This is a genomic window from Streptomyces sp. NPDC029159, from assembly GCF_055564055.1.
Window position 1 is genome coordinate 412,278 of the sequence record NZ_JBVHWT010000005.1, and the last position, 13,419, is coordinate 425,696.

11 protein-coding genes are annotated in these 13,419 nt (G+C 74.4%); 9 read left to right on the forward strand and 2 right to left on the reverse strand.

Going from position 1 to position 13,419, the window contains the following annotated elements; genetic code table 11:
* Positions 1 to 204: 204 nt before the first annotated feature.
* The 4 genes from ACZ4U4_RS14125 (at position 205) to ACZ4U4_RS14140 (ending at position 5,721) form a co-directional block, all read left to right on the forward strand.
* Complete coding sequence (locus tag ACZ4U4_RS14125) at positions 205 to 1,308, forward strand: NAD(P)H-dependent flavin oxidoreductase (protein ID WP_467872994.1); 1,104 nt, start codon at positions 205 to 207, stop codon at positions 1,306 to 1,308.
* 28 nt (positions 1,309 to 1,336) lie between these two features.
* On the forward strand, positions 1,337 to 2,887 hold the full coding sequence (locus tag ACZ4U4_RS14130) for an acyl-CoA synthetase (protein WP_467872997.1): 1,551 nt from the start codon (positions 1,337 to 1,339) through the stop codon (positions 2,885 to 2,887).
* Between the two features lie 242 nt (positions 2,888 to 3,129).
* Complete coding sequence (locus ACZ4U4_RS14135) at positions 3,130 to 4,659, forward strand: fatty acyl-CoA synthetase (RefSeq protein WP_467873000.1); 1,530 nt, start codon at positions 3,130 to 3,132, stop codon at positions 4,657 to 4,659.
* 261 nt (positions 4,660 to 4,920) lie between these two features.
* Entirely contained in the window at positions 4,921 to 5,721 is an 801-nt protein-coding gene (locus tag ACZ4U4_RS14140) for a VOC family protein (RefSeq protein ID WP_467873002.1), read from the forward strand.
* 63 nt (positions 5,722 to 5,784) lie between these two features.
* Here the strand turns inward: ACZ4U4_RS14140 and ACZ4U4_RS14145 are convergent, their stop codons facing one another.
* Positions 5,785 to 6,621 (reverse strand): class I SAM-dependent methyltransferase, encoded by an 837-nt coding sequence (locus ACZ4U4_RS14145; RefSeq protein ID WP_467873005.1) that lies wholly within the window; start codon positions 6,619 to 6,621, stop codon positions 5,785 to 5,787.
* Positions 6,622 to 6,839: 218 nt separating this feature from the next.
* On the opposite strand from ACZ4U4_RS14145, the gene aroQ reads away from it, so the two are divergent.
* Positions 6,840 to 7,490 carry a gamma subclass chorismate mutase AroQ gene (gene aroQ / locus ACZ4U4_RS14150; RefSeq protein ID WP_467873007.1) on the forward strand — a complete coding sequence of 217 codons (651 nt, stop codon included), beginning with the start codon at positions 6,840 to 6,842 and terminating at the stop codon, positions 7,488 to 7,490.
* 21 nt (positions 7,491 to 7,511) lie between these two features.
* On the opposite strand, the gene ACZ4U4_RS14155 is transcribed toward aroQ, so the two are convergent.
* Positions 7,512 to 9,140 carry an acyl-CoA synthetase gene (locus ACZ4U4_RS14155; protein ID WP_467873010.1) on the reverse strand — a complete coding sequence of 543 codons (1,629 nt, stop codon included), beginning with the start codon at positions 9,138 to 9,140 and terminating at the stop codon, positions 7,512 to 7,514.
* 164 nt (positions 9,141 to 9,304) lie between these two features.
* On the opposite strand from ACZ4U4_RS14155, the gene ACZ4U4_RS14160 reads away from it, so the two are divergent.
* The 4 genes from ACZ4U4_RS14160 (at position 9,305) to ACZ4U4_RS14175 (ending at position 13,419) form a co-directional block, all read left to right on the forward strand.
* Positions 9,305 to 10,105, forward strand: coding sequence for a crotonase/enoyl-CoA hydratase family protein (locus tag ACZ4U4_RS14160; protein WP_467873013.1), 801 nt, complete (start codon positions 9,305 to 9,307; stop codon positions 10,103 to 10,105).
* A gap of 97 nt (positions 10,106 to 10,202) precedes the next feature.
* Entirely contained in the window at positions 10,203 to 11,204 is a 1,002-nt protein-coding gene (locus ACZ4U4_RS14165) for a Zn-ribbon domain-containing OB-fold protein (RefSeq protein ID WP_467873015.1), read from the forward strand.
* A complete protein-coding gene (locus ACZ4U4_RS14170; RefSeq protein ID WP_467873018.1) occupies positions 11,204 to 12,259 on the forward strand; it encodes a thiolase domain-containing protein in 1,056 nt (351 codons plus the stop codon). The genes ACZ4U4_RS14165 and ACZ4U4_RS14170 overlap by 1 nt, the downstream gene beginning before the upstream one ends.
* Positions 12,256 to 13,419 carry a thiolase domain-containing protein gene (locus tag ACZ4U4_RS14175; RefSeq protein WP_467873020.1) on the forward strand — a complete coding sequence of 388 codons (1,164 nt, stop codon included), beginning with the start codon at positions 12,256 to 12,258 and terminating at the stop codon, positions 13,417 to 13,419. The genes ACZ4U4_RS14170 and ACZ4U4_RS14175 overlap by 4 nt, the downstream gene beginning before the upstream one ends.

A 13,419-nucleotide genomic window follows, 5' to 3' on the forward strand; every position in this document is an offset into this window, starting at 1 on the left:
GCGGGGCGGGGTCGGCCGGAGGCTAGGACCGCGCCGGAGGCCGGTCAAGACACCCCGCCGCGAGCTGACGGCGATTCAGCCGCCGGAGTCCGCCGCGCGGTCCGGGCGGGGGGCAGGCCACCGAGGCCGGGGCGCCCCGATCTGACCTGACGCAACGTCAGAAAACCTCTTCCCTCCTCCGCCCCCCTGCGGCATCCTGCGCCCATGCAGACCGAGCTGAGCACCACGCTGGGCGTCGAGCACGCCGTCTTCGGGTTCACCCCGTTCCCCGCGGTCGCCGCCGCCCTCACCCGCGCCGGCGGCTTCGGCGTCCTCGGTGCGGTCCGCTACACCGCGCCCGACGCACTCGCCCGCGACCTGGAATGGATGACGGCGCACACCGACGGCCTGCCGTACGGGCTCGACGTCGTCATGCCCGCCCGCAAGGTCGAAGGCGTCACCGAGGCCGAGGTCGAGGCGATGATCCCGGACGGCCACCGCGACTACGTCGCGCGGATCCTCGCCGAGCACGACGTGCCGCCGCTGCCCGAGGGCGAGGCGTCCGGCTGGCGGATCACCGGCTGGATGGAGGAGGTCGCCCGCAGCCAGCTGGACGTGGCCTTCGACCACCCGATCAAACTCCTCGCCAACGCCCTCGGCTCCCCGCCGCCCGACGTCATCGCGCGCGCCCACGACCGCGGCATCCGCGTCGCCGCACTGGCCGGCAGCCCCCGCCACGCCCGCCACCACCGCGACGCCGGGATCGACATCGTCGTCGCCCAGGGGTACGAGGCCGGCGGGCACACCGGCGAGATCGCCACGATGGTGCTCACCCCCGAGGTTGTCGCCGCCGTCGATCCGCTGCCGGTGCTCGCCGCCGGGGGCATCGGCACCGGGGAACAGATCGCCGCCGGACTCGCCCTCGGGGCCCAGGGCGTCTGGCTCGGCTCGCTCTGGCTGACCACCGAGGAGGCCGAACTCCACTCCCGGCGGCTGACCGCCAAGCTCCTCGCCGCCGGGCCCGGCGACACCGTCCGCTCCCGCGCCCTGACCGGCAAACCCGCCCGCCAGCTGCGCACCGCCTGGACCGACGCCTGGGACGCCGCGGACGGCCCCGGCCCGCTCCCGATGCCCCTCCAGGGCCTGCTGGTCGCCGAGGCCACCTCCCGCATCCAGCGCCACGAGATCGATCCGCTGCTGGGCACGCCCGTCGGCCAGATCGTCGGCCGGATGAACAGCGAACGCAGCGTCCAGGCCGTCTTCGACGACCTCACCCGCGGCTTCGAGAAGGCCGTCGACCGCATCAACCGCATCGCGGGCCGCTCCTGACCGCCGCGACCCCCGAGGAGGCAGCACGATGACGGACCACCCCGCACCGCCCACCGGCTTCTGGGCCCAGGCCACCGCCGACCCGGACCGCACCGTCCTGATCGCCCCCGACGGCGAGGAGTGGACCGCGGGCCGCCTGCACGCCGCGGGCAACCGCCTCGTCCACGGGCTGCGCGCCGCCGGACTCACCCGCGGCGACGCCTTCGCCGCCGTCCTCCCCAACGGCGTCGAGTTCCTCACCGCCTACCTCGCCGCGTCCCAGGCCGGTTTCTACTTCGTCCCCGTCAACCACCACCTGGTCGGGCCCGAGATCGCCTGGATCGTCGCGGACTCCGGCGCGAAGGTGCTGCTCACCCACGAACGGTTCGCCGACGCGGCCCGCGCCGCCGCCGACGAGGCAGGGCTGCCCGCCGAACGGCGCTACGCGGTCGGCGCCGCCGAGGGGTTCCGCCCCTACGCCGACCTCCTCGACGGACAGCCGGACACCCCGCCCGCCGACCGCACCCTGGGCTGGGTCATGAACTACACCTCCGGCACCACCGGCCGCCCCCGGGGCATCCGCCGCCCGCTGCCCGGCACCCCGCCCGAACAGACCCATCTCGGCGGTTTCCTCGGCATCTTCGGCATCCGGCCGTTCGACGGCAACGTCCACCTGGTCTGCTCGCCGCTCTACCACACGGCCGTCCTCCAGTTCGCCGGCGCCTCCCTGCACATCGGCCACCGGCTGGTCCTGATGGACCGCTGGGCGCCCGAGGAGATGCTGCGGCTGATCGACACCCACCGCGCCACCCACACCCATATGGTCCCCACCCAGTTCCACCGGCTGCTGGCACTGCCCGAGGAGGTCCGCGCCCGGTACGACGTGTCGTCGATGCGGCACGCCATCCACGGGGCGGCGCCCTGCCCCGACCACGTCAAACGCGCCATGATCGACTGGTGGGGCGGCTGCGTCGAGGAGTACTACGCGGCGAGTGAGGGCGGCGGCGCGTTCGCCACCGCCGACGACTGGCTCAAGAAGCCCGGCACCGTCGGCAGGGCGTGGCCGATCAGCGAACTCGCCGTCCTCGACGACGACGGCAACCGCCTGCCCCCGGGCGAGGTGGGCACCGTCTACCTGAAGATGCGCACCGGCGGCTTCCGCTACCACAAGGACGACGCCAAGACCCGGCAGAACCGCGTCGGTGACTTCTTCACCGTGGGTGACCTGGGCTATCTCGACGAGGACGGCTATCTCTTCCTCCGCGACCGCAAGATCGACATGATCATCTCCGGTGGCGTCAACATCTACCCCGCCGAGATCGAATCCGTCCTCCTCGCCCACCCCGCCGTCGCCGACGCCGCCGCCTTCGGCATCCCGCACGACGACTGGGGCGAGGAGGTCAAGGCCGTCGTCGAACCGGCCGAAGGGCAGCAACCCGGAGCCGAACTCGCCGCCTCCGTCCTGGAGTTCTGCGCCGGACGACTGGCCGGATACAAACTCCCCAAGTCCGTCGACTTCGTCCCCGCCATGCCCCGCGACCCCAACGGCAAGCTCTACAAGCGACGGCTGCGCGCACCGTACTGGGAGGACGCCCCCTAGAGGGCCACCCAGGGCGGCGGGCCACCGGCGCGCCCCAGGTCCCGGCCCGCCGAACCCGCTGCCGTGGGCCGTGGCTGAGCGGAAAGCAGGCGGTACGGCCTGCTCGGGCGAGGGGGGACGCCCCCGGTGCGCTGCAGGGGACGCGGGCCAAGCCCCGGCGCACGGTGGACGGGCGTGCGCCGGGCAGCAGCGCCCCTGCCCGGTACCTTGACCGGGGCCGGGACGGGCCCGAGGATCGCGCCATGACGGCAGCGCGGAGCAACACGGTCGACGGAGTCCTGCGGCGCAGCGCCCGGCGGGTGCCCGGGCGGACGGCGGTGCGGTACGCCGACCGCGCCTGGACCTACCGGGCACTGGACGAGGCGGTCACCGCGGCGGCGCGGGTGCTGCGCGGCCTCGGCCTCGCCCCGGGCGACCGGGTCGCCGCCTACGGACGCAACTCCGACGCGTACCTCATCGGCTTCCTGGCCTGCTCCCGCGCGGGGCTGGTGCACGTCCCCGTCAACCACGCCCTCACCGGCGAGGACCTGCGCTACGTCCTCGACCAGTCCGGCAGCTCCCTCGTCCTGACCGACCCCGCCCTCGCCGCCCGGCTCCCGGAGGGCCTGCCCGCGCTGCCGCTGCGCGACGCCCCGGACGGACTCCTCGCCCGTCTCGCGGAGGTACCGGAGACGGCCCCGGACGACCTCCCCGGCGACGACGGCGACGCGCTCGCCCAACTCGTCTACACCTCCGGGACCACCGCGCTGCCCAAGGGCGCGATGATGACGCACCACGCCCTGGTGCACGCGTACACCAGCGCCGTCGTCGCCCTCGACCTGGCGGAGAGCGACCGGCCGCTGCACGCGCTGCCGCTCTACCACTCGGCGCAGATGCACGTCTTCCTGCTGCCCTATCTGGCGGTCGGCGCCGAGAACACCCTCGTGGACGGGCCCGACGCCGAGCAGCTCTTCTCCCTGGTGGAGACCGGCCGGGTGGACAGCCTGTTCGCACCGCCCACGGTGTGGATCGGCCTGGCCCGCCACCCCGACTTCGCCGTCCGCGACCTGCGCGGACTGCGCAAGGCGTACTACGGCGCGTCGATCATGCCCGTACCGGTCCTGGAACATCTCCGCTCCCGGCTGCCCGCACTCGCCTTCTACAACTGTTTCGGACAGACCGAGATCGGCCCGCTCGCCACCGTCCTCGGCCCCGGGGAGCACGCCGGACGGATGGACTCCTGCGGCCGCCCGGTGCTCTTCGTCGAGGCGAAGGTGGTCGACGGCGACGGCCGCGAGATGCCCGACGGCGAACGCGGCGAGATCGTCTACCGCTCCCCGCAGCTGTGCAGCGGCTACTGGGGCAAACCGCAGGAGACCGCCGAGGCGTTCCGCGGCGGCTGGTTCCACTCCGGTGACCTGGCGGTACGCGACGCCGACGGCTACTTCACCGTCGTCGACCGGGTCAAGGACGTCATCAACTCCGGCGGCGTGCTGGTCGCCTCCCGCCAGGTCGAGGACGCGCTCTACGCGCATCCGCAGGTGGCGGAGGTCGCGGTGATCGGGCTGCCCGACGAGCGGTGGATCGAGGCGGTCACCGCCGTCGTCGTCCGCACGCCCGCACCGGAGGGTGCGGACGCGCCGGTCGGGGAGCGGGAGCTGATCGACGCGGCACGGGCCCGGCTCGCCGGGTTCAAGGTGCCCAAGCGCGTCGTGTTCGTCGACGCGCTGCCCCGCAACGCCAGCGGCAAGATCCTCAAACGCGAGCTGCGCGCCCGCTTCGCCGCCGGCTGACCGGTGGCGCCGGCCCGCCGGGCGCCCGGACCGGGCGGCGGGGCACCGGCGGAGATCGCGGGCCACCGCGTGTACGGAGGGCGACTGTCAGTGCCCCCTGCCATGCTGGGAACCGGTCGAAATCCCGCGTGCGGTGACGGTGCGTCATCGCTCCGCGGGGGCCACGGTCGCCGTGCGCCGCGCCACGGCGCGCCGACCGCAGCGCCGTTCCGGCACCGCACAGCCACCCGTCCGCGCAAGGCGAAGGACCTCGGAGGACCCATGCTGACCACCGACTACGCACCGGGCATGCCCAACTGGATCGACCTCGGCACCACCGACACCGACGCCGCCGTCGCGTTCTACTCCGCCGTCTTCGGCTGGACGCACCGGTCCGCGGGGCCCGAGGCCGGGGGCTACGGCTTCTTCCAGCTCGACGGCCGGACCGTCGGTGCGATCGGCCCGCTGACCGAGGAGGGCGCCACCCCGTCCTGGACCGTCTACTTCCACACCGCCGACGCGGAGGCCACCGCCCGTGCCGTCGAGGCGGCCGGGGGAGCGGTGCGGATGGCGCCGGGCGATGTCTTCACCGCCGGACGGATGGCCGCCTTCACCGACCCGACCGGCGCCGACTTCGGCGTCTGGGAGCCCCGGGAGAACCCCGGCCTCCAGGCCGTCATGGCGCCCGACACCCTCTGCTGGACGGAGCTGTACACCACCGACGACGCCGCGGCCAAGGAGTTCTACCGCGCGGTCTTCTCCTGGACGTACCAGGACATGCCGATGGGCGACGGCATGGTCTACGGCGTCGTCTCCGCGGCCGGCGGCGGCAAGGACGCGGACACCGGCCAGGGCGGCATTTTCCAGCTCCAGCAGGAGCACCTGGACGCCGGTGCGGTCTCCGAATGGCATCCGTACTTCGGCGTCACCGACTGCGACGCCACCTTCGAGATGGCCACGGAGCTGGGCGCCCGCGTGCAGATCCCGCCCATGAATGTACCGCGCGTCGGCCGCATCGCCGCGGTTCAGGACCCGTGGGGCGCCCCGTTCGCACTGATCAAGGGGGACCCGACGATGACGTGAGAGGGACGCGCCGCGGGCGGGCCTGAGGGGCCGGCCGAGGCGACCCGCCCACCCCCTCCCGCGTCACCCCACCCGGGTGGCGGTGCCCAGCAGGGCCACCGCCGGCAGGGCCACGAAACCGTCGCCCACCGCGTGGGCGGCCACCTTCCGGTCGTAGACCCGGCGGACCGCCGCGCGGGAGGCGTCGTCGAGATGGTGCAGGACGGTGGCGGCCACCGGTGTACCGGTGGTGATGTCGTGCCACCACTGGCCCGGATCGACGCGGTGCAGCAGCTGCAACCGCTCCACATCGGCGTCCCCGAAACCGGCCGCGTCCAGCAACCGGCAGAAGGCCCCGGGCCGTTCGGTGACGTCGTACCCGGCGAGGAACGGCGCGGCCTCGGGCGCCTCGGCGGGCCGCGCCACCCCCGACTCCGTCAGCGCCTCCCCGAACAGCGCCAGCGCCCGCATCGCCTCCTGGTCCCAGCAGGACAGCGCGGCCCGGCCGCCGGGCGCCAGCACCCGGTGCACCTCCGCGAGGCCCGCGGCCGGGTCCCCGAGGTGGTGGATGACGAAGTTGCCGGTCACGGCGGTGAACTCACCATCGGCGAACGGCAGCGCGTCCAGCAGGGCGACCCGTACGTCGAGCCCGGGGTGCGCGGCCGCCGCGAGCGCGGCCATCTCCGGGGAGGCGTCCACCGCCGTCACCTCAGCGCCGCGCCGCAGCGCCGCGGCCGACACCGGACCGGGGCCGCACCCCACGTCCAGCAGCCGGGTGCCGGGCCCGACGCCCGCGGCGTCCAGCAACGGCGCGACGAACCGGGCGGTGAGCCGGGCGAACCCCTCGCGGTACGCATCGCTGCGCCCGGCCCAGCCCGCCCGCTCGAACCGGTCGAACGACTCCGCGTCCCAGGTGGTCATGGCCGCTCCCGCCTCTCCTCGATGGCTGTTCATCGTGGCAGCCGGGCCGGCCGGACGACCAGTGGCCACCTCCCGGAACCGGCCGGACCGAACACCGCCCGGCCGCGGCCCGGGCCCCGTAAGCTCATCGGCCCGGGCCGCGTACGACGGCCCGTTCCGGCGCGGAGCCCTCCCGGAGAGCCCGGTACGAGAAAGGCCGAAAGGTGCAGCCGACCCCCGTGACACGACGCCTCCTGCCCGCCGCCGCGAGCGCGGTGCTCCTGCTCGCCGGGGCGGGCGGCGCACACGCCGCCACCACGGCGGGGGCGCACCCCGCCCCCTCGCACGCCGCCCCGGGCACGCCGTCCGCGGCGACACCCACCGGTGGCGCGGCCACCCGCTCTCCGTACCGTCAACTCCGGCCGCTCGCCGCCCTGTCCGCCGAGCGGGCCGCCCTCGGGGATCTGGTGGCGGCCGCCAAGTGGGGCACCGGCGCGCCGATCGACGACCCGGCGCGGGAGCAGGAGGTGCTGGACGCCGTCGCCGCGCAGGCCACGCAGCTCGGTGCCGACCCGGAGGCCACCCGGCGGATCTTCCGCGACCAGATCGACGCCAGCAAGGTGGTGCAGCGTGGCCTCTACCGCCGCTGGGCGGCGGATCCGGCGCGGGTTCCGCAGGAGCGGCCCGACCTGGCAAAGGTCCGCACCGAGAGCAACCGCGTCAACGCGTCCCTGGTCCGCGCCGTCGCCGCCTCCCCCGACGCCCGCTCCGCGCGGTACTGCCCGGTGGTCCTGGGCGCGGCCACCGACCGGGTGCGGTACGAGCAGCGGCTGGACACCCTGCACACGAGGGCGCTGGGGCGCGCGGTGCGGTCGGTGTGTGCGGGGTGACGGGTGAGGCCGACGCGCCTCTTACTCCTCGCCACCGCCCGCCGCCACCGCCTTCGCCCACCGGTAGTCCGCCTTGCCGCTCGGTGACCGCTGGATCTGCTCGGTGACGACCACCGTGCGGGGCACCTTGTACCCGGCGAGGCGGGCGCGGCAGTGGGTGCGTACCGCCTCGGTGTCCAGGGGGGCGGCGCCGGGGCGGAGCTGGATGACGGCGGCGACACGGCTGCCCCAGCGCGGGTCCGGTACGCCCGCCACCAGCGCGTCGTAGACGTCCGGGTGGGCCTTGAGGGCCTGTTCGACCTCCTCCGGATAGATCTTCTCGCCGCCGGAGTTGATGCACTGCGAACCGCGGCCCAGGACCGTCACCACACCGTCCGCGTCGACGGTGGCCATGTCACCGAGCAGCACCCAGCGGTCGCCGTCCGCCTCGAAGAACGTCTCGGCGCTCTTGGCCGGGTCGTTGTGGTAGCCCAGCGGGACATGGCCGCGCAGCGCGATCCGGCCCACCTCGCCGGGGGCGACCGGCCGCCGCGTCGCCGGATCGACCACCGCGGTACGCGGGTTGACCCGCACCCGGAAGCCCCGGTCGGGCCCGGAGTCGTCGGTCGCCGTGCCGTTGAAGCCGGACTCCGACGAGCCGAAGTTGTTGAGCAGCATCGCCTGCGGCACCAGCGCGGTGAACTGCGCGCGGACCGTGTCCGACAGCACCGCGCCGGAGCTGGAGACGCTGAACAGCGAGGAGCAGTCGGTGGAGCGCAGCGGACCGGCCAGCGCATCGGTCAGCGGCCGCAGCATCGCATCGCCGACCAGCGAGATGCTGGTGACCTTCTCCCGCGCCACCGTCCGCAGCACCTCCTCGGGCACGAACTTGCGGTGCAGGACGACCTTCTGGCCGAAGTGGAAGGCGATGAACGCGGTCAGCGTGGACGTGCCGTGCATCAGCGGCGGCGTCGGGAAGAACACGATGCCGTCGCCCCCGGCCGCCACCCGCTCCGCGACCTCCTCCGGCCGCCGCACCGGCTCCCCCGTGGGGGCGCCGCCGCCCATCCCGGAGAAGAACAGGTCCTCATGGCGCCAGACCACACCCTTGGGCATCCCGGTGGTGCCGCCGGTGTAGATGATGAACCGGTCGTCGGCGGAGCGCGGCGCGAACCCGCGCCCCGGCGCCCCCGCGGCCTCCGCGTCCGCGAACGCCACCGGCACCGGATCCGGCACCGGCGCGCCCTGGGGCGCCTGCCCGACCCGTACGAGATGGCGCAGCCGGGGCGCGTGCGGGACGGCGGTGGCCACCCGGTCGGTGAACTCGCCGTCGAAGACCAGTGCCACCAGGTCCGCGTCCCGGTAGAGGTAGGCCAACTCGTCCTCGACGTAGCGGTAGTTGACGTTGACGGGGATGGCGCGGATCTTCAGGCAGGCGTAGAGGGTCTGGAGGTACTCGACGCCGTTGTAGAGGTGGAGTCCGACGTGGTCGCCGGGGCGGACGCCCTGGTCGGCGAGGTGGTGGGCGAGGCGGTTGGCGGCGCGGTCCAGCTGTGCGTAGGTCAGCCGCCGTTCGGCGCCGCTGCCCGGATGGTCGACGTACACCAGCGCCTCGCGGTCGGGGACCGCGTCGACGATCGATTCGAAGAGGTCGGCCAGGTTGTACTCCACGTCTCCTCCAGACCGTGCCGGACGGCGGCTCGGCGGCCATTAGAGCGGGGCCCGCGGTAGCAGGGAAGGGCCACGGCGAAGAAAACTGACTGGGTGTCAGAAAACTCTTGAAGTCGCCGTACCGCTCCTGCACCCTGTTCTGCGTCCACAGACGGGAGACGGACATGGGCGGGACGGAACACCTCACCGTGCACCGCGAGGGGGCGACCCTGGTGCTCACCCTCAACCGGCCGGAGGCGAAGAACGCGCTGTCGCTGCCGATGCTGGTCGGCCTCCACGACGGCTGGCGCGCCGCCGACGAGGACGACACGGTCCGCTCGATCGTGCTCACCGGCGCGGGCGGCACCTTCTGCGCGGGCATGGACCTCAAGGCCCTCGCCGGCGACGGCATGGCCGGCGACCACTACCGCGAACGGCTCCGGGAAGACCCCGACCTGCACTGGAAGGCGATGCTGCGCCACCACCGCCCCCGTAAACCGGTGATCGCCGCGGTCGAGGGCCACTGCGTCGCCGGGGGCACCGAGATCCTCCAGGGCACCGACATCCGCGTCGCGGGGGAGAGTGCCGTCTTCGGTCTCTTCGAGGTCGCCCGGGGGCTCTTCCCGATCGGCGGCTCCACCGTCCGCCTGCCGCGCCAGATCCCGCGCACCCACGCCCTGGAGATGCTGCTCACCGGCCGCCCGTACCCGGCGTCCGAGGCCGCCCGGATCGGCCTGATCGGCCATGTCGTCCCCGACGGCGGGGCGCTGGCCAAGGCCCTGGAGATCGCCGAGCGGATCAACGCCTGCGGCCCGCTCGCCGTGGAGGCGGTCAAGGCGTCCGTCTACGAGAGCGCCGACCTGTCCGAGGCCGACGGGCTCGCCGCCGAACTCGCCCGGGGCTGGCCGGTGTTCGACACCGCCGACGCCAAGGAGGGCGCCCGGGCCTTCGCCGAGAAACGCCCGCCCGTCTTCCGGCGCGCCTGACCCGCGCACCGGACCACCCCTCGCGCGCGTCCCGTCGCCGGGGGGGCGCACACCGCACCCCGCGCGCCCCGGCCACGCGCCCACCCAAGGAGTCCGCATGCCAGAGGTCACGCCCGAGCCCACCGCGCCACCCGCCGCACCGGCGGACGTCCTCACCGCGCCCCTCGTCGTGGAATTCCCCTTCACCCGCTCGCTCGGCCCCGTCCGCGGCGCCTTCCTGACCGGACTGCGCGAGCGCACCGTCCTCGGCATCAAGACCGCCGGCGGCCGCATCGTCGTCCCGCCCACCGAGTACGACCCGGAGACCGGCGAGGAGCTGCGCGATCTCGTCGAGGTCGCCCCCACCGGCACCGTCACCACCTGGGCCTGGAACCCCTCCCCGCGCCGCGGCCAGCCGCTCGCCACCCCCTTCGCCTGGGTCCTGGTCCGCCTCGACGGCGCCGACACCGCCCTGCTGCACGCCCTGGACGCCCCCGGGCCCGACGCCGTACGCACCGGGATGCGCGTCCGCATCCGCTGGGCCGCCGACCGTACCGGCGCGGTCACCGACATCGCCTGCTTCGTCCCGGACTACACGGACGACACCGCCGCCCCGGACGGCGCCCGGCCCGCCGCCCACCACGGCGGGTTCGACGACCCGGTCACCGGCATCACCGTCCCCGCCCGGCTCGACTACACCTACACACCCGGCCGCGCCCACTCCCGCCATCTGCGGGCGCTCGGCGACCGCCGCACCCTCGGCGAGCGCTGCCCGGCCTGCCGCAAGGTCTACGTCCCGCCCCGCGGCGCCTGCCCCACCTGCGGCGTCGCCACCGCCGAACAGGTCGAGGTCGGCCCCCGCGGCACCGTCACCACCTTCTGCATCGTCAACATCAAGGCCCGCAACCTCGACATCGAGGTCCCCTACGTCTACGCCCACATCGCCCTCGACGGCGCCGGACTCCCGCTCCACGCCCGCATCGGCGGCATCCCGTACGACCAGGTCCGCATGGGCCTGCGCGTCGAACCGGTCTGGCGCGACGGCAGCCGCTACCCCGACCACTACCGGCCCACCGGCGAACCCGACGCCGACCACGACAGCTACAAGGAGCTGATCTGATGCCGGCCCCGCTCCGCGACATCGCCGTCGTCGCCTTCGCCCAGAGCGACCACGTGGCCGACAGCAGCGCGGTCTCCGAGGCCGAGATGGTGCTGCCCGTCCTCCACGACGTCCTGGACCGGACCGGCCTCAAGGCCCGCGACGCCGGCTTCGTCTGCTCCGGCTCCTCCGACTACCTCGCCGGCCGCGCCTTCTCCTTCACCATGGCCCTCGACGCCGTCGGCGCCTGGCCGCCGATCTCCGAGTCCCATGTCGAGATGGACGGCGCCTGGGCCCTGTACGAGGCATGGGTCGCCCTCCTCACCGGCGAGGCCGACACCGCCCTCGTCTACGCCTACGGCAAGTCCTCCCCGGGCGATCTCCGCGAGGTCCTCACCCGCCAGCTCGACCCGTACTACCTCGCCCCGCTGTGGCCCGACTCCGTCGCCCTCGCCGCCCTCCAGGCCCAGGCCCTCCTCGACGCGGGCTTGACCTGCGAGGACGAGCTGGCCGCCGTCGCCACCCGGTCCCGCACCGCCGCCGCGGACAACCCGCACGCCCAGCTGCGCGGCCCCCGCCCGCAGGGTGACCCGCTCGTCGCCCCGCTGCGCCGCGGCGACTGCGCACCCGTCGGCGACGGCGCCGCCGCCGTCGTCCTCGCCGCCGGTGACCGCGCCCGCGCCCTCTGCGACCGGCCCGCCTGGATCCGCGGCCTCGACCACCGCGTCGAGGCCCACTCCCTCGGCGTCCGCGACCTCACCACCTCTCCCTCCACCCGCCTCGCCGCCGACCGCGCCGGAGCCTTCGACCGCCCCGTCGACCTCGCCGAACTGCACGCCCCGTTCACCTCCCAGGAGATCGTGCTGCGCCGCGCCCTGCGCCTGGGGGACGACGTCGACGTCAACCCCTCCGGCGGCGCGCTCGCCGCCAACCCCGTCATGGCCACCGGCCTGATCCGCATCGGCGAGGCCGCCGCCCGCATCCAGCGCGGCGAGAGCCGACGCGCCCTCGCCCACGCCACCTCGGGCCCCTGCCTGCAACAGAACCTCGTCGCCGTCCTGGAGGGGGAGTCATGAGCAAGGAGCCCGTGGCCGTCGTCGGCATCGGCCAGACCGCCCACGTCGCCGCCCGCCGCGACGTCTCACTCGCCGGACTCGTCCGGGAGGCCGCCCGCCGCGCCCTCGACGACGCCGCCCTCGACTGGCGCGACATCGACGCCGTCGTCATCGGCAAGGCCCCCGACTTCTTCGAGGGCGTGATGATGCCGGAGCTCTTCCTCGCCGACGCGCTGGGCGCCGTCGGCAAACCCCTGCTGCGGGTGCACACCGCGGGCTCCGTCGGCGGCTCCACCGCGCTGGTCGCCGCCAAGCTCGTCGCCGCCCGCGTCCACGGCACCGTCCTCACCCTCGCCTTCGAGAAACAGTCCGAGTCCAACGCCATGTGGGGCCTGTCCCTGCCGATCCCCTTCCAGCAGCCGCTGCTGGCCGGGGCGGGCGGCTTCTTCGCCCCGCACGTCCGCGCCTACATGCGCCGCAGCAAGGCCCCCGACCACATCGGCTCCCTCGTCGCGTACAAGGACCGCCGCAACGCCCTGAAGAACCCCTACGCCCACCTCCACGAGACGGACCTCACCCTGGAGAAGGTGCAGTCCTCGCCCATGCTGTGGGACCCCATCCGCTACTCCGAGACCTGCCCCTCCTCCGACGGCGCCTGCGCCATGGTCCTCACCGACCGCACCGGCGCCGCCCGCTCCCCGCACCCTCCGGCCTGGCTGCACGGCGGCGCCATGCGCAGCGAGCCCACCCTCTTCGCCGGCAAGGACTTCGTCTCCCCGCGCGCCGGCCGGGACTGCGCCGCCGACGTCTACCGCCAGGCCGGCATCACCGACCCGCGCCGCGAGATCGACGCCGTCGAGATGTACGTCCCGTTCTCCTGGTACGAACCGATGTGGCTGGAGAACCTCGGCTTCGCCGCCGAGGGCGAGGGCTGGAAACTCACCGAGTCCGGCGCCACCGCCCTCGACGGCGATCTGCCGGTCAACCCCTCGGGCGGCGTCCTGTCCACCAACCCCATCGGCGCCTCCGGCATGCTCCGCTTCGCCGAGGCCGCCCTCCAGGTACGCGGCCGGGCCGGCGACCACCAGATCGACGGCGCCCGCCGCGCCCTGGGCCACGCCTACGGCGGCGGCGCACAGTTCTTCTCGATGTGGCTGGTGGGCGCCGACCGGCCGGAGTGA

Excerpts from the sequence above, each read along its gene's own strand:
- ACZ4U4_RS14165 (WP_467873015.1), top strand. The coding sequence starts at position 10,203 with ATGCCAGAGGTCACGCCCGAGCCCACCGCGCCACCCGCCGCACCGGCG.
- ACZ4U4_RS14160 (WP_467873013.1), top strand. The coding sequence starts at position 9,305 with ATGGGCGGGACGGAACACCTCACCGTGCACCGCGAGGGGGCGACCCTG.
- ACZ4U4_RS14140 (WP_467873002.1), top strand. The coding sequence starts at position 4,921 with ATGCTGACCACCGACTACGCACCGGGCATGCCCAACTGGATCGACCTC.
- ACZ4U4_RS14145 (WP_467873005.1), bottom strand. The coding sequence starts at position 6,621 with ATGACCACCTGGGACGCGGAGTCGTTCGACCGGTTCGAGCGGGCGGGC.
- ACZ4U4_RS14125 (WP_467872994.1), top strand. The coding sequence starts at position 205 with ATGCAGACCGAGCTGAGCACCACGCTGGGCGTCGAGCACGCCGTCTTC.
- ACZ4U4_RS14170 (WP_467873018.1), top strand. The coding sequence starts at position 11,204 with ATGCCGGCCCCGCTCCGCGACATCGCCGTCGTCGCCTTCGCCCAGAGC.
- ACZ4U4_RS14135 (WP_467873000.1), top strand. The coding sequence starts at position 3,130 with ATGACGGCAGCGCGGAGCAACACGGTCGACGGAGTCCTGCGGCGCAGC.
- ACZ4U4_RS14175 (WP_467873020.1), top strand. The coding sequence starts at position 12,256 with ATGAGCAAGGAGCCCGTGGCCGTCGTCGGCATCGGCCAGACCGCCCAC.
- ACZ4U4_RS14130 (WP_467872997.1), top strand. The coding sequence starts at position 1,337 with ATGACGGACCACCCCGCACCGCCCACCGGCTTCTGGGCCCAGGCCACC.